Here is a 19,002-nt window from a genome sequence, read left to right as displayed (position 1 = left end):
ATCGTCTTCTTCAATGAATCAAGCAATTCGTGTGGGAACTTATGGAGCAGCTGATGTCGTCGATTAAGGAGGTGATCCAGCCGCAGGTTCCCCTACGGCTACCTTGTTACGACTTCACCCCAGTCATGAATCACACCGTGGTAACCGTCCTCCCGAAGGTTAGACTAGCTACTTCTGGTGCAACCCACTCCCATGGTGTGACGGGCGGTGTGTACAAGGCCCGGGAACGTATTCACCGCGACATTCTGATTCGCGATTACTAGCGATTCCGACTTCACGCAGTCGAGTTGCAGACTGCGATCCGGACTACGATCGGTTTTCTGGGATTAGCTCCACCTCGCGGCTTGGCAACCCTCTGTACCGACCATTGTAGCACGTGTGTAGCCCAGGCCGTAAGGGCCATGATGACTTGACGTCATCCCCACCTTCCTCCGGTTTGTCACCGGCAGTCTCCTTAGAGTGCCCACCATTACGTGCTGGTAACTAAGGACAAGGGTTGCGCTCGTTACGGGACTTAACCCAACATCTCACGACACGAGCTGACGACAGCCATGCAGCACCTGTCTCAATGTTCCCGAAGGCACCAATCCATCTCTGGAAAGTTCATTGGATGTCAAGGCCTGGTAAGGTTCTTCGCGTTGCTTCGAATTAAACCACATGCTCCACCGCTTGTGCGGGCCCCCGTCAATTCATTTGAGTTTTAACCTTGCGGCCGTACTCCCCAGGCGGTCAACTTAATGCGTTAGCTGCGCCACTAAGAGCTCAAGGCTCCCAACGGCTAGTTGACATCGTTTACGGCGTGGACTACCAGGGTATCTAATCCTGTTTGCTCCCCACGCTTTCGCACCTCAGTGTCAGTATCAGTCCAGGTGGTCGCCTTCGCCACTGGTGTTCCTTCCTATATCTACGCATTTCACCGCTACACAGGAAATTCCACCACCCTCTACCATACTCTAGCTTGTCAGTTTTGAATGCAGTTCCCAGGTTGAGCCCGGGGATTTCACATCCAACTTAACAAACCACCTACGCGCGCTTTACGCCCAGTAATTCCGATTAACGCTTGCACCCTCTGTATTACCGCGGCTGCTGGCACAGAGTTAGCCGGTGCTTATTCTGTCGGTAACGTCAAAACACTTACGTATTAGGTAAATGCCCTTCCTCCCAACTTAAAGTGCTTTACAATCCGAAGACCTTCTTCACACACGCGGCATGGCTGGATCAGGCTTTCGCCCATTGTCCAATATTCCCCACTGCTGCCTCCCGTAGGAGTCTGGACCGTGTCTCAGTTCCAGTGTGACTGATCATCCTCTCAGACCAGTTACGGATCGTCGCCTTGGTGAGCCATTACCTCACCAACTAGCTAATCCGACCTAGGCTCATCTGATAGCGCAAGGCCCGAAGGTCCCCTGCTTTCTCCCGTAGGACGTATGCGGTATTAGCGTCCGTTTCCGAGCGTTATCCCCCACTACCAGGCAGATTCCTAGGCATTACTCACCCGTCCGCCGCTCGCCACCAGGTACAAGTACCCGTGCTGCCGCTCGACTTGCATGTGTTAGGCCTGCCGCCAGCGTTCAATCTGAGCCATGATCAAACTCTTCAGTTCAAACATCTTTGGGTTTTTAAGAAACCCTAAACTTGGCTCAGCAATCGTTGGTTACATCTTTGATTTCTCGCGGAGTAACTTGTGATGCTGATAATCTTGTTGACTATCAGTCTGACTCCACAAGCACCCACACGAATTGCTTGATTCAGTTGTTAAAGAGCGGTTGGTTAAGATCTTTCGTCTCAACCGAGGCGCGCATTCTACAGCAGCCTCTGTTGCTGTCAAGCGGTTATTTTCAGAAGTTTTCAAAGTTTCCTTTGCAACTTCAACCACTTGCGCTTTCGATCTCTCGTTAGCGGGAGGCGAATTCTACAGCGTTACTCGCTGCTGTCAACACCTCTTTTTCTCCGCTTTCGACCGAGAAGATCGAACCGTCAATCAAGCCAAACAACCTCGCTTGATCAACTCCTTCTGGGCTTCGATGACCTGAAGCAACTCGCTGTCGAAAACTGCGTAACTCTTTGTTTATCAAGGAGTTTTCCGTTTCGACTGCGCCGGAAGTGGGGCGAATTATAGACTTCCAGAATCTGCCGTCAACCCCTAATTTCGCTTTTCTATCAATAACTTGGAGAAACCCGGAAAACAGGCCAATTCCCACCTATATAGGAGAGCAAAACCACCCCTTCTATATAGAAGGGGTCTTCACAGCACCCCCGCCACCTTAAAAGCGGCGACCGCATCAGCGTCCAGGCCCAACACCCTCTGCAGAACTTCCAGCGTGTGCTCACCTAACAATGGTGGTGCATTCCGATATTCCACCGGCGTCTCCGACAGACGAATAGGGCTCGCTACTTGGGGCACCATCCCTGCCAGCACATGGGGCAGCTCAATCGCCAACCCACGCGCCTTGACCTGAGGATCGGCAAACATCTGCGCCAAGTCGTTGATAGGACCGCACGGTACACCCGCCTGCTCCAGCTGCAACACCCATTCAGCCGTGGTCTTGAAAACAGTCGCCTGACGGATCAGCGGAATCAACACTGCACGATTCGCCACCCGCAGTTTGTTGGTCGCAAAGCGCGGATCAGCCGCCCACTGAGGCTGCCCAGCCACCTCCGCGAACTTGCGGAACTGTCCGTCATTACCCACGGTGAGGATGAAGTCACCGTCCGCCGTAGGGAAATCCTGATAAGGAACGATGTTCGGATGAGCATTACCCAGGCGCTTGGGCGCATTGCCTGTGGTCAGATAGTTCATTGCCTGGTTGGCGAGGCATGCCACCTGAACATCCAGCAACGCCATGTCGATATGCTGACCACCACCGTCATGATCCCGATGAGCCAACGCAGCAAGGATCGCCACCGTCGAGTAGAGCCCGGTAAGAATGTCGGTCAGCGCCACACCGACTTTCACGGGACCCGCCCCCTCATCCCCCTCAGGTCGACCTGTCAGGCTCATCAACCCACCCAGGCCCTGGATCATGAAGTCATAACCAGCACGCTTGGCGTAAGGCCCGGTCTGACCAAACCCCGTGATCGAGCAATAGATCAAATTCGGATTGATAGCCTTAAGCGAGTCATAGTCCAACCCATAAGCCGCCAGGCCACCAACCTTGAAGTTCTCGATCAGGATGTCCGACTTGGCCGCCAGGTCACGTACCAGCTTTTGCCCCTCTGGACGCGTGAAGTCGATGGTCACCGATTGCTTGTTGCGATTGGCCGACAAGTAATAGGCGGCCTCGCTGGTGTTCTCGCCATAGGCGTCTTTCAGGAAGGGTGGCCCCCAGGCGCGCGTATCGTCGCCATTGCCCGGGCGCTCGACCTTGATCACTTCGGCGCCAAGGTCCGCCAGGATCTGCCCGGCCCAAGGCCCGGCCAGCACCCGCGATAAATCCAGTACCCGTAGATGTGAAAGCGCGCCCATGGACGTTCTCCTATTAATAGAACGCCTGGATGCCGGTCTGCGCGCGACCGAGGATCAGTGCATGGACGTCATGCGTACCTTCATAGGTATTCACCACTTCCAGGTTGACCAGGTGGCGAGCGACCCCGAACTCATCGGATATGCCGTTGCCGCCCAACATGTCACGCGCCATGCGCGCGATGTCCAGGGACTTGCCGCAGGAGTTGCGCTTCATCATCGAAGTAATCTCGACGGCCGCAGTGCCTTCATCCTTCATGCGACCCAGACGCAGGCAGCCTTGCAGTGCCAGCGTAATTTCCGTCTGCATGTCGGCCAGTTTCTTCTGGATCAACTGAGTAGCAGCCAGCGGGCGACCGAACTGCTGACGATCCAGGGTGTACTGGCGAGCGGTGTGCCAGCAGAACTCGGCAGCGCCCAGTGCGCCCCAGGAAATGCCGTAGCGTGCCGAGTTAAGGCAAGTGAAAGGGCCTTTCAAACCACGGACATCCGGGAAGATGTTTTCTTCAGGAACAAACACGTTGTCCATGACGATCTCGCCGGTAATAGATGCACGCAAGCCCACCTTGCCGTGAATCGCCGGAGCGCTCAGGCCTTTCCAGCCTTTCTCCAGAACGAAACCACGGATGTCGCCCGCATCATCCTTGCCCCAGACCACGAACACATCGGCAATCGGGCTGTTGGTGATCCACATCTTGCTGCCGGTCAGGCTGTAGCCGCCTTCCACTTTGCGTGCACGAGTAATCATCGCGCCCGGGTCAGAACCGTGGTTAGGCTCGGTCAGACCGAAGCAGCCAATCCACTCGCCCGAGGCCAGTTTCGGCAGATACTTCTGCTTCTGGGCTTCAGTACCGAATTCATTGATCGGCACCATGACCAGCGAGGACTGCACACTCATCATCGAGCGATAGCCGGAGTCGACACGCTCGACTTCACGAGCGATCAGCCCGTAGCTGACGTAGTTCAGACCGCTGCCACCGTACTGCTCAGGAATGGTCGCGCCCAACAGGCCCACTTCGCCCATCTCGCGGAAGATCGCCGGATCAGTCTTCTCGTGGCGGAAAGCTTCAAGAACACGTGGTGCAAGCTTCTGCTGTGCGAACTGCTCGGCAGTGTCGCGGATCATGCGTTCTTCTTCGGTGAGCTGTTGATCCAGCAGCAGGGGATCGATCCAGTTGAAGCTAGCTTTACCGCCCATGAGTGTGTCCTCTCGAATCGGGTCAAATAACGTGGACTGATCCTAGGCCCGGTTCGGCGTTACGGCAAACGAGGATTTTGCATACTGTTGTGCTAATTTCTCACTCCGTAACGTCGCAAAACAGCCTTTATGCGATGTATTAGTGAGATTGGAGTACATGCGCCGGAAAATCCCTAGCACCACCGCCCTGATCAGCTTTGAAGCGGCAGCGCGCCACGAGAGCTTTACCAAAGCGGCGCAGGAGCTTTCGCTCACCCAAGGCGCCATTTGCCGACAGATCGCCAGCCTGGAGGAGTTCCTCAGCGTTGAACTCTTCCGACGCTCGCGGCGCGGAGTGAAGCTGACGGAAGCCGGACTTTCCTACAGCCGCCGTGTCGCCACCCAACTCGATGCAGTTGAGCGGGACACCTTGTCAGTGATGGGACAACAAGGCGCCAACGTGATCGAACTTGCCGTGGTCCCGACCTTTGGCACTCAGTGGCTGCTACCACGACTAAAGGACTTTCAGCACAAACACCCGGAAGTGACGGTCAACCTCACCAACCGCACGCGCCCCTTCCTGTTTGCCGACACCGACTTCGATGCCGCGATCTATTTCGGCGATGCGGATTGGTCGGGTACCGAATCCCACAGGCTGATGGGTGAAAATCCGATGCCGGTGTGCAGCCCCACGCTACTGGGCAAAAAAACCAGTCTGACGCCCGATGAAATCGCTGAATTGCCCTTGCTGCAACAGACCACGCGCCCTTACGCCTGGCGCCAGTGGTTCAACTCTCAGAGCCTAAATGTCCCGCGAGACATGACAGGACCGCGCTACGAGCTATTCTCCATGCTTGCCCAAGCGGCGATGCACGACATGGGGATCGCTCTGATTCCGCCATTTCTGATTCAGCGCGAACTGGCGGAGAAACGCTTGGTGATAGCCAACACCCAAGCGCTGTCGAGCATCAAGGCTTATTACCTGATGATTCCGGAGCGAAAGGTAGAATCGGCTTCATTACGGGCATTTCGTGATTGGCTGGTCACCCAGGCACAAGGCTACAGCCTAGAAGGATAAAGGCTTCAACCCATTATCTGACCCCGTAGTCAGTAAAATCAAAGCCCTACAGATATACGTATTTGTCGCATATTTGCAGACTGTACCGACAAGCAGTACAAACGTCCCACAAGTGCCGGTCTACATGGCTTTGAGCCTCTATTCATCAGCAATGACACCTCATTCACCGTGCCGATGTGTAAATTCTTGAATTTCGGCCAGAATCCTTACAAGGCACGGCCTACAAGGGATTGAGCCGGTCGGTTGCGACATTCGGTCACGGGGTGACTTGTAGTTAATTTTCCGTCACCCGTCATAATCCCTTGAAGGGCACAAAGTTCGCCTGCAAAATGCCGCGCCCCGCCCAGATTTGGCGGGATCGTGCTGATCGGCCGCCCCAGACGCACCATCCGAAGTGCCTGGGTTTACTCAATAAGATCACGCAGGAGATTTGACGTGCACATTGGTGTTCCTCTCGAAACCCAAACGGGTGAAACACGGGTTGCTGCAACCCCGGAAACCATCAAGAAGCTGATCGGCCAAGGTCATAAGGTCACTGTGCAAAGCGGCGCCGGCATTAACGCCAGCGTCGTCGACAGTGCCTATGAAGCGGCAGGCGCAATGATTGGCACTGCCAACGATGCGTTTGGTGCCGAGCTGATTCTCAAGGTGGTCGCCCCCAGCGACAGCGAGCTGACGCTGATTAAAAGCGGCACCGTTGTGGTCGGCATGCTCAACCCGTTCAGCAATGAAACCATTGCCAGGCTGGCTGAGTGCGGCATTACCGCGTTCGCGCTGGAAGCGGCTCCGCGCACCTCCCGCGCTCAAAGCCTGGATGTGCTGTCCTCCCAAGCCAACATCGCCGGCTATAAAGCCGTGTTGCTGGCCGCTCACCACTACCCACGCTTCATGCCAATGCTGATGACGGCTGCGGGCACCGTGAAAGCGGCGCGCGTACTGATTCTGGGTGCCGGCGTTGCGGGTTTGCAGGCGATCGCCACGGCAAAACGCCTGGGTGCAGTGATCGAAGCATCCGATGTGCGTCCTGCGGTGAAGGAGCAAATCGAATCCCTGGGCGCCAAGTTCGTCGACGTGCCTTACGAAACCGATGAAGAGCGTGAATGCGCTGTCGGTGTCGGCGGTTACGCCCGGCCAATGCCCGCCAGCTGGATGCAACGCCAGGCCCTGGCCGTGCACGAACGCGCCAAGCAGGCTGACATCGTCATCACTACCGCACTCATCCCGGGCCGCAAGGCGCCGACGCTGTTGAGCGCGGAAACCGTGGCACAGATGAAGCCAGGCTCGGTGGTCATCGACCTCGCGGCAGCCCAGGGCGGCAACTGCCCACTGACCATGGCCGATCAGGTCGTGATCGAGAATGGCGTGACCATTTGCGGCCCGACCAACCTGGCCGGCGCAGTCGCGGCAGATGCTTCGGCCTTGTACGCACGCAACCTGCTGGACTTCCTGAAGCTGGTCTTCAACAAAGAAGGCCAGTTCGAGATCAACCTCGAAGACGACATCGTCGCCGCGTGCCTGATGTGCCGCGACGGCCAAGTCATCCGCAAAAACGCCTAAGCAGGGATTCAGACGATGGAAGAGCTTATCTCCCCCGGTATCTACAACCTGATCATCTTCGTGCTGGCGATTTATGTCGGTTATCACGTGGTCTGGAACGTTACGCCTGCACTGCACACGCCATTGATGGCAGTCACCAACGCGATCTCGGCGATCGTGATCGTCGGTGCCATGCTCGCCGCGGCGTTGACCGTGACGCCATTGGGCAAGACCATGGGCACTCTCGCGGTGGCCCTGGCGGCCGTAAACGTGTTTGGTGGCTTCCTGGTGACCCGCAGGATGCTTGAGATGTTCAAGAAAAAAGCCCCGAAAGTCGTAAAAGAAGAGGCGCCGAAGTAATGAGCATGAATCTTGTCACGACGCTCTACCTGATCGCGTCGATCTGCTTTATCCAGGCCCTTAAAGGCCTGTCCCACCCGACAACCTCCCGGCGCGGGAACGTGTACGGCATGCTCGGCATGGCGCTGGCGATCCTCACCACCGTGGGCCTCATCTATAAGCTGGGCGCTGAGCTGGCAACCGCCGGCATCGGTTACGTCATCGTTGGTTTGCTGGTCGGCGGCACTGCCGGTTCGATCATGGCCAAGCGCGTTGAAATGACCAAGATGCCGGAACTGGTCGCCTTCATGCACAGCATGATCGGTATGGCCGCGGTGTTCATCGCCATTGCTGCCGTTGTTGAGCCGCAATCCCTGGGCATCGTCAAGCAACTGGGCGATGCAATTCCTGCCGGTAACCGGCTGGAGCTGTTCCTCGGCGCCGCCATCGGTGCAATCACCTTCTCCGGTTCGGTGATCGCGTTCGGCAAGCTGTCGGGCAAGTACAAGTTCCGCCTTTTCCAGGGCGCACCGGTACAGTTCAGTGGCCAGCACAAGCTGAACCTGGTGCTGGGCCTGGCAACACTGGCGCTGGGCATCACCTTCATGCTGACCGGCAACCTCAGCGCGTTCGCGTTGATGCTGGCCCTGGCTTTCGTGCTGGGCGTGCTGATCATCATCCCGATCGGCGGCGCCGACATGCCGGTGGTGGTGTCGATGCTCAACAGCTACTCCGGCTGGGCAGCGGCGGGTATCGGCTTCTCGCTGAACAACTCGATGCTGATCATTGCCGGTTCGCTGGTGGGTTCGTCCGGTGCGATCCTTTCGTACATCATGTGCAAGGCGATGAACCGCTCCTTCTTTAATGTGCTGCTCGGCGGTTTCGGCAACACGGCGGAAGCGGCGGGCCCTGCAGGTTCGAAAGAAGCCCGCCCGGTAAAGTCCGGTTCGGCTGACGATGCGACCTTCCTGCTGACCAACGCCGACACCGTGATCATCGTTCCGGGTTATGGCCTGGCGGTGGCACGTGCCCAACACTCACTGATGGAACTAGCGGAGAAGCTGACTCACCGGGGAGTCAACGTGAAGTTTGCGATCCACCCGGTCGCCGGCCGGATGCCAGGGCACATGAACGTCCTGCTGGCCGAAGCCGAAGTACCTTACGAACAAGTGTTCGAGATGGATGACATCAACTCCGAGTTCGGCCAGGCCGACGTGGTGCTGGTGCTCGGCGCCAACGACGTGGTCAACCCGGCGGCGAAGAACGATCCGAAATCGCCGATTGCCGGCATGCCGATCCTGGAGGCTTATAAAGCCAAGACCGTGATCGTCAACAAGCGCTCGATGGCCAGCGGCTATGCCGGTCTGGACAACGAACTGTTCTACCTGGACAAAACCATGATGGTCTTCGGCGACGCCAAGAAGGTTATTGAAGACATGGTCAAAGCCATCGAGTAAAACCTGCTCCAACGCAATACCCAAAACCTCAGCCTTTAGTAGGCTGGGGTTTTTTATTACCTGCAGAAACCCGACCAAAGGCTCTAAATCAAGGGTCTGCATTCGACCATGGTAGCGGGACGGATTTTTTTCAAATCACTAGACTGCACACCTTGCTTTCGTTGCCCGAGATAACAATCCATGTACCGTGATCGTATTCGCTTGCCTTCGTTGTTGGATAAGGTGATGAGCGCCGCTGACGCTGCCGCTCTGATTCAGGACGGCATGACCGTCGGCATGAGTGGCTTCACTCGCGCCGGCGAAGCCAAAGCCGTGCCCCACGCACTGGCCGAACGAGCCAAAATCACCCCGCTGAAAATCACATTGATGACCGGCGCCAGCCTGGGCAACGACCTCGATAAGCAGCTCACCGAAGCCGGCGTACTGTCACGACGCATGCCATTCCAGGTCGACAGCACGCTGCGCAAGGCGATTAACGCCGGCGAAGTCATGTTCATTGACCAGCACCTCTCGGAAACCGTGGAGCAATTGCGCAACCAGCAGCTCAAGCTGCCGGACATCGCCGTGATTGAGGCCGTGGCGATCACCGAGCAGGGCCATATCGTGCCGACCACCTCGGTGGGCAACTCGGCCAGCTTCGCGATTTTCGCCAAACAGGTGATCGTCGAGATCAACCTGGCGCATAACCCGAATCTCGAGGGTTTGCACGACATCTATATCCCGACTTACCGCCCAACCCGCACGCCGATTCCGCTGGTCAAAGTCGACGATCGCATTGGCAGCACCGCCATCCCGATCCCGCCGGAAAAGATCGTCGCGATTGTGATCACCAATCAGTCTGACTCGCCGTCCACCGTGCTGCCGCCGGACGTTGACACCCAAGCCATTGCCGACCACCTGATTGACTTCTTCAAGCAGGAAGTGGCTGCCGGGCGCATGACCAACAAGCTCGGCCCGCTGCAAGCCGGGATTGGCAACATCGCCAACTCGGTGATGTGCGGGCTGATCGACTCGCCGTTCGAAGACCTGACGATGTACTCCGAAGTGCTTCAGGACTCGACCTTCGACCTGATCGACGCCGGTAAGCTGAGCTTTGCTTCGGGCAGTTCAATCACCTTGTCGAGTCGTCGCAATACCGATGTTTTCGGCAACCTTGAGCGCTACAAGGACAAACTGGTTCTGCGCCCGCAAGAAATTTCCAACCACCCGGAAGTCGTGCGTCGGCTCGGCATCATCGGCATCAACACGGCGCTTGAGTTCGACTTGTACGGCAACGTCAACTCCACCCACATCTGCGGCACGCGGATGATGAACGGCATCGGCGGCTCGGGCGACTTTGCGCGCAATGCGCATTTGGCGATCTTCGTCACCAAATCGATCGCCAAGGGCGGCGCGATTTCCAGTGTGGTGCCGATGGTCAGCCACGTTGACCATACCGAGCATGACGTCGACATCCTTGTGACGGAGATCGGTCTGGCCGACCTGCGCGGTCTGGCGCCACGGGAACGGGCCCGGGTGATCATCGACAACTGTGTGCACCCGGATTATCGCCAGGCGCTGGATGATTACTTTACGGCGGCTTGCACTTTAGGCGGGCACACCCCGCATATCCTGCGCGACGCCCTGAGCTGGCACATCAACCTGGAAGAAACCGGGCGAATGCTGGCGGTCTGATTCAAAGCAAAAACAGCTGACGCAAACACAGTGGCGTCAGCTGGCGTTTACCACTTTAGATTCTGTTTAAAACTGTACTGCTGTACTGGTCATTTCCTACCGTAATTGCCCACACATTCACGCAAAAACCTTTAAATTGCACCAACATAGTGCCAACAGGTACAGTTGCCTCAATTTCGACCAGTACACCCCCTATTAACAGTTAACTGGTCCCTCACAATACAGGTGAACTGTATCTACAGCGACTAGCCAAACGAGAGGATCATTGGCATCAGTTAAACCACTACCTAATCCCGCCACAAGCGGAAGGATGTCAACCATGGAACGTACACTCAGTTCCGAACTGTTCTTCGAAGATACCTCTGCAAAAACCCAGGCTTCCATGCCTCTTCGCGTTATTGCCAACCTGATGCTGTGGCAGCGCCGCATCTCCAGCCGCCATCAACTGGCTCGTCTGGATTCGCGTCTGCTGGCTGATGCCGGGATTAGCGAAGCACAACGCTACGAAGAGCTGAGCAAGCCGTTCTGGCGCTAAGTTAGCGTCGCTGGCTCTGACCCACCGGGTCCACCGCCAGCACTCCAAATTGAAAAAACAAAGCCCGTCGTGGGAAACCACGACGGGCTTTGTCGTTCTCGGCCCCCGGTTGGTGGCCGTACAAAAGGTATTGCCGACAACAAGTACAGTTAGAATATTTACCTAATTGCACCAGTACAATTTCACCGCGGTGTATCTGTAGGTCCAGACTCACAGCGCTCAACATGAAGTCCCGACAAAAGGACTGTGCGCGATGGATAACTTACTGGATATTTCTGCCCCTGCCCTGCTAAAGAAGCCTCGACTCCACAGGCTTAAACGATTGCTGAAGTCGCTTGCCGCCGCCCTTGAGAGAGCTCGTACCCGGCGTTTGCTGGGCCAGCTCAATGATCGACAACTCTCTGACCTGAGCATCAGCCACGCAGATCGACTCAATGAATTGGATAAACCGTTCTGGCGCTAGGGTCCTGCTTTAACACAAGGGACTATTCGAACCGATAAAAGCAGGCCTAATATCAGCTCAGAACGTGGCGAGTGCTGTACGACAGGCGTCTGACTCAACAGCGATCTCATCACCTCTCAATCGGTTATCCAAAGGAGTTACACCATGTCCCGTCTTCGTCTGCTCAGCGCTGCAGCCCTGCTTGCCGTGGCTGCCAATTCCCACGCGACCAGCTTTATCGTGACCACGGATGCCGTCGTCGGTGCGCTGAAGTCCAGTTCCGATGCAACCTCCGACGTCACTTCTTCCTTTCGCGATGACAAGATCGTGCGCGCAGCCCGTGACGACGCTGCCAGCTTCGTCGCCAGCGAAGGAGCCATTCGTGGCGTGAAACTGGAAAGCGCACTCGACCACATTCGCAACCAGGCGCCTCAGCTGAACGCTACCGATGCTCAGCTGGCACAGGCCATCCTGACGATCTAAGCAATGCCGTCACGTGGGACACGCTTGTCGTGTCCCAATGTTTCGGCGCTGGCTCTAGCCCGGGCATTGCGCTAGCCTCTGGACTCGCTTTCAGCAGTCGAGTCTCATGCGTTTTCTTTCAAAGCGGTTTTTCACTTCAGTATTTCTCGCGGCCTTTTGGTCGGGCCCGACCTATGCCTACGACGCGTTCAATCTGTCGACCCAAGGCATTGTGGTCACCGATTATGCCACCAGCATGGTGACCGCCCCCTTCGACCGTAAGCTGCTGATCGCGGCACACGATGACGCTGCGGTGTTCATTGCCAGCGACGGCCAACTACGAGGAGCGCAACTGGAATCCGCGCTGGATTACCTGCGTCGGAGCCAGCCAAAACTTCATGCAAGCGACCTTGAACTGGCGCAGGCAATTCTCGTCCAATAGTTATCCTTTGTCCTTGCGGAGTCGTTCCATGCGTAGCCCTCTGATTGCTGTTGCCCTTGGCCTGCTTTTATTGGCCGATGTGACTCAGGCGCACACCCTGGTCGCCACCAGTAACATCATCATCAATGCCACCCAGCGCACTCTGGATTTCACGTCCGATACCACCACGTCGATCCGCGATTCGAAGATCATCCGTGAAGCACACGACGATGCGGCCAGTTTCGTTGCCAGCGATGGCGACATACGCGGCGCGCACCTTGAAGCGGCCATCAACACGTTGCGCACCCGCGTGCCGGAAGCCCGGGATGCCAGTGATCAGGTACTCGCCGAAGCCATCCTCGCACTGTGAGGTCGCCCAGCGCCTGGCTGCTGGCCGGGCTGATGTTGCTGCTCTGCAACACGGCCCAGGCGAGCCTGCAATTACGGCTCAAGACCGAGGGTCTGAGCCCCGAACAAAAGCAAGCCAGTCAGGCGTTGCTCGATGAAGCCATGCAGGCCTTGCCGCCGCGCTTCATCGAACAACTGGACCGGCGCATTGACGTTGGCTGGACCGACGACATGCCGAGCAATGCCTATGGCCAGGCATCGCTGGTGTCCGAACTCGATCTGAATCGCAACCTGCTCATCAATCTCACGAATGGCAGCGCCGCCACCAAGAAAACCTACCGTCCCCATGGCACCGTCCGCCGCGAGATGCTCGCCACGGTGCTGCATGAACTCACCCACATTTACGACCGTTCGCGCCTGTGGCCGGACGCGGAGCGCACGCTGATCCAGCGCTGTACCCGGCGCAACAGCAGTTCAGGCCTGATCGGCATTCCGGATGAATGCCGCGGTCAATCCAACCGCCGCTTTACCCTGAGCGATGACCCGCGCCTGCTCGATCTGGCCGGCTGGCCGCAATACGTCGGTCGCCGTGGCGAGCGTGAACAGCACAACCGGCAAATCGCCCGCAGCCCGGACATCTACGAAACGAGCAGTCCCAAAGAGTTCGTCGCGGTCAACATGGAGTATTTCCTCCTCGACCCGAGCTATGCCTGCCGGCGCCCCGCGCTGTATCGCTACTACAAAGAACATTTCGGCTGGGCTCCCGCCGCAAAAGACGCTTGCGGCAAATCCTTCGCGTTCCTCAATGCCGGCAACGACTTCGCCAAACAACCGCTGGGCCAGGTCGATCCGGAGCGGGTATACGCCGTCGACTATCTGCTGGCCGAAGCCAACCAGAACTGGGTCAGCCGCTGGGGTCACAGCATGTTGCGCCTGGTGATCTGTGCGCCGGGCCGGCCACGGGGGCCGGACTGCCGCCTCGATCTCGACCAGCACCTGGTCTTGTCCTACCGCGCCTTCGTCGGCGACGTACAGCTATCTAGCTGGGATGGACTGGTGGGTAAATATCCGTCACGTCTGTTTGTCTTGCCGCTGGCCCAGGTGATCGACGAATACACCAAGACCGAACTGCGCAGCCTGGCCTCGGTACCGCTGAACCTGTCTCGTAACGAAATTGAAGACGTGGTGGAACACGCCGCCGAGATGCATTGGAGTTACGACGGCAACTATTATTTCCTCTCCAACAACTGCGCGGTGGAAGGCTTGAAATTGCTGCGCAGCGGCAGCAACAACGCGAAACTGGTCGGGCTCGACAGCATCATGCCCAACGGCTTGCTGGAAGTGATGAAGGGCCGCGGGCTGGCGGATACCAGCGTGCTGGATGACCCACGCGAAGCACTGCGCCTGGGTTATCGCTTCGACTCCTTCCGTGACCGTTATCAAGCGATGTTCGAAGTGCTGAAAAAGCACTTGCCGATCAAGCAGGAAAAGGTCGAAGACTGGCTGGCACTGAAAGCTGAAGAGCGCCGGCAATGGTTTGAGCAGGCTGACCTGCGCACCAGTGCAGCATTGCTGTTGCTGGAGCAGGCAAGCTTTCGTCAACAGTTGGTGTTGGCCCAGGATGAAGTGAAACAGCGTTATCTGGGTGCTCGGGAGTTGAAGAACGGCGGCATGGAAAAGGCGAACGCGACCTTGCAACAAATTCTCGCCAATAGCGGCTTCCTCAGCCGTCCGGCGGAGTTGCTCGGCACCGGCGGGTATGGATTGCCCCAACCGAATGAGTGGCAACGCCTGGAATCGGAAAGCAACCTGCGGCAGAAGCAGCTTCAAGTGCTGACCGGCGATCTGGACAAGGAAGTCAGGGCGCTGCTCGAACCGAGCCGGGCGGCCGAGATGGCGGCCAATGAAGCCAACCTGAAGCAGGTTGGCGAACATTTGCGCAAATTACATAAAGCAGCGGGCGGCTTGGAATTGCCCTAAACAAGAAGGCTTCGTGGATCATCCACGAGGCCTTCTTTTTGCCTCGCGTTAAATCAAAGCACGCCTTCCAGAATTTCATAGACGATCCCGGTGCCCACAGCGATCAGCACGATGTCGCCCCCAGCGCGGCGCCATTCGTAGCCCGGATAATACGGCAGCCGCCCCAGGGCACGATTGTCCAGACGCTCACCGTAATAGCCGTGAGGCAACGGACGGCCACGGACCAGATGAATGCCTGGAGGAGGTGGCGCACCGCGTACGAAATAGCCGTGGTTGTCGTGGATAGTCTGGCGCACCGGTCCGAAGTCCCGTGGCGGAGGGCCGCCGCGACGATTGTCCTGTGGGCCACGGTGGTCGTCGCCATGATTGTCGCCACGGTTATCGTAATGACCCTGCTGCGGGCCACCGCGGTCGTGATCGTCACGCTGATCGGCGCTCGCGTGCAGCAGCGGGGTGGCACTGAGCATCAGCACACCCAGGCTGGCAATCAGACGTTTCGGCATTTTCATCAGGTATTTCCTCACTGCACATACAGCAAAAAGGGCCTCAGAACGTAGTCCTGAAGCCCTCGGTCTTGCTGTTTAGTCTGTGCCGCGAGGCTCTAATTCCTCTGTATCAGGAACTTTACCTTCAGCTGACGCGGGCCTTACGCACGCCGTCAGCCAGCGCCGAGCAAAGGCTCAGCACGTCATCAACCGCCTGCTCAGCCGTGGTGGCATTGGCGATGTGATCGATCAATGCCGAACCCACCACCACACCATCGGCAAGACGCGCAATGGACGCCGCTTGCTCCGGTGTACGAATGCCGAAACCGATGCTGATCGGCAGGTCCGTGTGGCGACGAAGGCGCGCAACCGCTTCTTCAACATGCTCCAGGGTCGCCGCGCCAGCGCCGGTCACACCGGCAACCGACACGTAGTAGACGAAGCCGGAGCTGCCATTCAGAACGGTCGGCAGGCGCACATCATCGGTGGTCGGCGTGGTCAGACGGATGAAGTCCAGGCCCGCGGCCTGGGCCGGGTCGCACAGCTCACCGTTATGCTCCGGCGGCAGGTCGACCACGATCAGACCATCAACCCCGGCCTCTTTGGCATCGGCAATGAAACGCGGCACGCCGTACATGTGAATCGGGTTGAAATAACCCATCAGCACCAGCGGCGTCTCGGTGTTGCCTTCACGGAACTCGCGAACCATTTGCAGGGTTTTCGCCAGGTTCTGCTTGGCGCCCAAGGCGCGGATGTTCGCCAGCTGGATGGCCGGGCCGTCCGCCATTGGATCGGTGAAGGGCATGCCCAACTCGATCACGTCGGCGCCAGCACCGGGCAAGCCTTTGAGGATCGCCAGGGAAGTGTCATAGCTCGGGTCGCCAGCGGTGACAAAGGTCACCAGGGCGGCGCGATTCTGTTCCTTGAGTTCGGCAAAACGGGTTTGCAGGCGGCTCATCAGTGTTTCTCCTGCTGGGACTGCTCTTGTTGAGAGTTTTCCATGTGGTGCATCACGGTCTGCATGTCTTTGTCGCCACGGCCAGACAGGTTGACCACCATCAGGTGATCCTTCGGCAGGTTCGGGGCGCGCTTGAACACTTCGGCCAAGGCGTGGGCGCTTTCCAGTGCCGGAATAATCCCTTCAAGACGGCAGCATTTGTGGAACGCATCGAGGGCTTCGTCGTCGGTCACCGAGGTGTACTGAACGCGGCCGATGTCATGCAACCAGGCGTGTTCCGGGCCGATGCCCGGATAGTCGAGGCCGGCGGAAATCGAGTGAGCGTCGATGATCTGGCCATCGTCGTCCTGCAACAGGAAGGTACGGTTGCCGTGCAGCACGCCCGGAACACCGCCGTTCAGGCTGGCGGCATGCTTGCCGGTTTCGATGCCGTAACCGGCGGCTTCCACACCAATGATCTCGACGCTTTTGTCATCGAGGAACGGGTGGAACAGGCCCATGGCGTTGGAGCCGCCACCGATGCACGCCACGAGGCTGTCCGGCAGGCGACCTTCCTGAGCTTGCAGTTGATCGCGGGTTTCCTTGCCGATCACGGACTGGAAGTCGCGAACCATGGCGGGATAAGGATGCGGACCGGCCACAGTGCCGATCAGGTAAAAGGTGCTGTCAACGTTGGTCACCCAGTCGCGCAGCGCTTCGTTCATCGCGTCTTTCAGGGTGCCGGTGCCGGCGACAACCGGGATCACTTCGGCGCCCAGCAATTTCATGCGGAATACGTTGGCCTGCTGACGCTCGATGTCAGTGGTGCCCATGTAGATCACGCAATCCAGGCCGAAACGTGCAGCCACGGTCGCCGTCGCCACGCCGTGCATGCCGGCGCCAGTCTCGGCGATGATGCGTTTCTTGCCCATGCGCCGCGCCAGCAGAATCTGGCCGATGCAGTTGTTGATCTTGTGCGCGCCGGTGTGGTTCAGCTCTTCGCGCTTGAGGTAAATCTTCGCGCCGCCGCAGAATTCGGTCAGGCGTTCGGCGTAATACAGCGGGCTAGGACGTCCGACATAGTCGCGCTGGAAGTAGGCCAATTCTTCTTTGAACGCCGGATCTTCCTTGGCCAATTCGTATTCACGGGCCAGGTCGAGGATCAGCGGCATCAGGGTTTCGGCGACGTAACGGCCGCCGAACGAGCCAAACAGGCCGTTGGCGTCGGGGCCGTTGCGCAGATTAGTCTGGGTCATGGGTCGCTCCATCAGGATTCGTGAGATGACAATGACGGTCACTCTACCCCTGACGCCCCAGCCTGAAAACCGATAAGATCGCCACAACCTGTCAGGAAAACTCACAGATCAGATGAGCCACGACCTTCCCCCGCTGAACGCTCTTCGCGCCTTCGAAGCCACGGCACGGCTGAACAGCGTCAGTCAGGCTGCCGAGCAGCTGCACGTCACTCACGGCGCGGTCAGCCGGCAACTCAAAGTGCTCGAAGAACACCTGGGCGTGAGCCTGTTCGTCAAGGACGGACGCGGCTTGAAACTCACAGATGCCGGCGTCCGGCTGCGCGATGCCAGTGGAGAAGCCTTTGAGCGTCTGCGCACTGTCTGCGCAGAGCTGACCCAAAGCACGGCTGACGCGCCATTCGTACTCGGTTGCTCAGGCAGTTTGTTGGCGCGCTGGTTTATTCCACGCCTGGGAAGACTGAATGCCGATCTACCAGACCTGCGCCTGCACCTGTCGGCTGGCGAAGGCGATCTCGACCCGCGTCGGCCGGGGCTGGATGCCTTGCTGGTGTTTGCCGAGCCGCCATGGCCGGCGGACATGCAAGTCTATGAGCTGGCCAGCGAACGAATCGGCCCAGTGCTGAGCCCACGCTTCACCGGTTATGAAAGGCTGCAAGGCGCGCCGGCCACCGCGTTATTGAACGAACCCTTGCTGCACACCACTTCACGCCCGCAGGCTTGGCCGAGTTGGGCACAGCAAAGCGGCCTCGACGACAAGGCGTTGAAGTACGGTCAAGGTTTCGAGCATTTGTATTATTTGCTGGAAGCTGCAGTGGCGGGGCTGGGGGTGGCGATTGCACCGGAGCCGCTGGTGGCCGAGGATTTGAAGGCCGGTCGCCTGGTTGCACCTTGGGGATTCAGTGAAACTTCGGCGCAACTGGCCTTGTGGCTACCCAAGCGCGCCGCGGACGGGCGCGCTCGGCAGTTGGCGCAGTGGCTCAAAGCTGAACTGCGCCAGACCGATTAGTCGCCGCGCTTGAACAGCAGGTACGCCGCGAGCAGACCCAATGCACCCACAGCGACGCCCGCTGTAGTCCAAGGGTGTTCCTGAGCGTAGTCCCGAGTCGCGATCCCGGTTTCGCGGGTTTTGACTTTAACTTCTTCATAGGCATCGCTGAGCAGATGGCGCGAATGCTTCAGCGCGTTCTCGGCGTTGCCTTTCAACACTTTGAGTGTTTTACGCGACTCGTCCGAGGCGTCGTCTTTCAGATTTTCCAAAGATTTCAGCAGACTCTCGATCTCGGCTTCCATGCTTTGCAATGAGGCTTTACGTAAAGAGGTGTTGGCCATGGTGGCTCTCCTTCATTGATGATGAGTAGCGTGTGTTGGTTGGGACTTCAGGGGTTCGAGAAAGTGCAGTAAATCTGAACTTC

At 57.9% G+C, this 19,002-nt stretch carries 18 protein-coding genes and 1 rRNA gene; 12 read left to right on the top strand and 7 right to left on the bottom strand.

The window, feature by feature from the left end:
- Positions 1-64 precede the first annotated feature (64 nt).
- The 3 genes from ACA072_RS00585 to ACA072_RS00575 form a co-directional block, all read right to left on the bottom strand.
- Positions 65-1,603, bottom strand: a 16S ribosomal RNA gene (locus ACA072_RS00585).
- Between the two features lie 642 nt (positions 1,604-2,245).
- Complete coding sequence (locus ACA072_RS00580) at positions 2,246-3,466, bottom strand: CaiB/BaiF CoA transferase family protein (protein WP_497622426.1); 1,221 nt, start codon at positions 3,464-3,466, stop codon at positions 2,246-2,248.
- A 13-nt stretch (positions 3,467-3,479) separates the two neighbouring features.
- The gene (locus ACA072_RS00575; RefSeq protein ID WP_010465741.1) at positions 3,480-4,661 is read right to left on the bottom strand and encodes an acyl-CoA dehydrogenase; all 1,182 of its coding nucleotides are present in this window, start codon (positions 4,659-4,661) and stop codon (positions 3,480-3,482) included.
- A 157-nt stretch (positions 4,662-4,818) separates the two neighbouring features.
- On the opposite strand from ACA072_RS00575, the gene ACA072_RS00570 reads away from it, so the two are divergent.
- The 11 genes from ACA072_RS00570 to ACA072_RS00520 all read left to right on the top strand — a co-directional run bounded on the left by ACA072_RS00570 (position 4,819) and on the right by ACA072_RS00520 (position 14,912).
- Complete coding sequence (locus ACA072_RS00570) at positions 4,819-5,718, top strand: LysR family transcriptional regulator (protein WP_497625058.1); 900 nt, start codon at positions 4,819-4,821, stop codon at positions 5,716-5,718.
- A gap of 435 nt (positions 5,719-6,153) precedes the next feature.
- The gene (locus ACA072_RS00565; protein WP_497622424.1) at positions 6,154-7,275 is read left to right on the top strand and encodes a Re/Si-specific NAD(P)(+) transhydrogenase subunit alpha; all 1,122 of its coding nucleotides are present in this window, start codon (positions 6,154-6,156) and stop codon (positions 7,273-7,275) included.
- 15 nt (positions 7,276-7,290) lie between these two features.
- Entirely contained in the window at positions 7,291-7,614 is a 324-nt protein-coding gene (locus ACA072_RS00560) for an NAD(P) transhydrogenase subunit alpha part 2 (protein ID WP_007947884.1), read from the top strand.
- Positions 7,614-9,050: an NAD(P)(+) transhydrogenase (Re/Si-specific) subunit beta gene (locus ACA072_RS00555; RefSeq protein WP_497622421.1), complete on the top strand. Its 1,437-nt coding sequence runs from the start codon at positions 7,614-7,616 to the stop codon at positions 9,048-9,050. Before ACA072_RS00560 ends, ACA072_RS00555 begins: the two co-directional genes overlap by 1 nt.
- A gap of 180 nt (positions 9,051-9,230) precedes the next feature.
- A complete protein-coding gene (gene scpC / locus ACA072_RS00550) occupies positions 9,231-10,724 on the top strand; it encodes a succinyl-CoA:acetate CoA-transferase ScpC (protein WP_497622419.1) in 1,494 nt (497 codons plus the stop codon).
- Positions 10,725-11,043: 319 nt separating this feature from the next.
- Positions 11,044-11,259 carry a DUF1127 domain-containing protein gene (locus ACA072_RS00545; protein ID WP_497622417.1) on the top strand — a complete coding sequence of 72 codons (216 nt, stop codon included), beginning with the start codon at positions 11,044-11,046 and terminating at the stop codon, positions 11,257-11,259.
- Between the two features lie 253 nt (positions 11,260-11,512).
- Positions 11,513-11,722 (top strand): DUF1127 domain-containing protein, encoded by a 210-nt coding sequence (locus ACA072_RS00540; protein WP_497622415.1) that lies wholly within the window; start codon positions 11,513-11,515, stop codon positions 11,720-11,722.
- Positions 11,723-11,866: 144 nt separating this feature from the next.
- A complete protein-coding gene (locus ACA072_RS00535; RefSeq protein ID WP_497622413.1) occupies positions 11,867-12,184 on the top strand; it encodes a DUF2388 domain-containing protein in 318 nt (105 codons plus the stop codon).
- Between the two features lie 106 nt (positions 12,185-12,290).
- The gene (locus ACA072_RS00530) at positions 12,291-12,605 is read left to right on the top strand and encodes a DUF2388 domain-containing protein (protein ID WP_497622411.1); all 315 of its coding nucleotides are present in this window, start codon (positions 12,291-12,293) and stop codon (positions 12,603-12,605) included.
- Positions 12,606-12,633: 28 nt separating this feature from the next.
- Positions 12,634-12,954, top strand: a complete 321-nt coding sequence (locus ACA072_RS00525) for a DUF2388 domain-containing protein (RefSeq protein ID WP_094469762.1) — start codon at positions 12,634-12,636, stop codon at positions 12,952-12,954.
- A complete protein-coding gene (locus ACA072_RS00520; protein ID WP_497622409.1) occupies positions 12,951-14,912 on the top strand; it encodes a DUF7844 domain-containing protein in 1,962 nt (653 codons plus the stop codon). Before ACA072_RS00525 ends, ACA072_RS00520 begins: the two co-directional genes overlap by 4 nt.
- Positions 14,913-14,965: 53 nt before the next feature.
- Here ACA072_RS00520 and ACA072_RS00515 read toward each other — a convergent pair whose 3' ends face one another.
- The 3 genes from ACA072_RS00515 to trpB form a co-directional block, all read right to left on the bottom strand.
- On the bottom strand, positions 14,966-15,421 hold the full coding sequence (locus ACA072_RS00515) for an anti-virulence regulator CigR family protein (protein ID WP_109627146.1): 456 nt from the start codon (positions 15,419-15,421) through the stop codon (positions 14,966-14,968).
- Positions 15,422-15,542: 121 nt separating this feature from the next.
- On the bottom strand, positions 15,543-16,355 hold the full coding sequence (gene trpA / locus ACA072_RS00510) for a tryptophan synthase subunit alpha (protein WP_497622407.1): 813 nt from the start codon (positions 16,353-16,355) through the stop codon (positions 15,543-15,545).
- Positions 16,355-17,590: a tryptophan synthase subunit beta gene (gene trpB, locus ACA072_RS00505; protein ID WP_497622406.1), complete on the bottom strand. Its 1,236-nt coding sequence runs from the start codon at positions 17,588-17,590 to the stop codon at positions 16,355-16,357. The genes trpA and trpB overlap by 1 nt, the downstream gene beginning before the upstream one ends.
- Before the next feature lie 112 nt (positions 17,591-17,702).
- On the opposite strand from trpB, the gene ACA072_RS00500 reads away from it, so the two are divergent.
- The gene (locus ACA072_RS00500; RefSeq protein WP_497622404.1) at positions 17,703-18,596 is read left to right on the top strand and encodes a LysR family transcriptional regulator; all 894 of its coding nucleotides are present in this window, start codon (positions 17,703-17,705) and stop codon (positions 18,594-18,596) included.
- Here ACA072_RS00500 and ACA072_RS00495 read toward each other — a convergent pair.
- Positions 18,593-18,919 (bottom strand): ElaB/YgaM/YqjD family protein, encoded by a 327-nt coding sequence (locus ACA072_RS00495; RefSeq protein ID WP_109627139.1) that lies wholly within the window; start codon positions 18,917-18,919, stop codon positions 18,593-18,595. The two genes, ACA072_RS00500 and ACA072_RS00495, sit on opposite strands and share 4 nt — an antisense overlap.
- Positions 18,920-19,002 lie beyond the last annotated feature (83 nt).

This window comes from Pseudomonas sp. LBUM1656 (assembly GCF_059716065.1).
The sequence above is the reverse complement of the archived record's forward strand: the minus strand, read 5'-3'. Positions and strand labels throughout refer to the sequence as shown.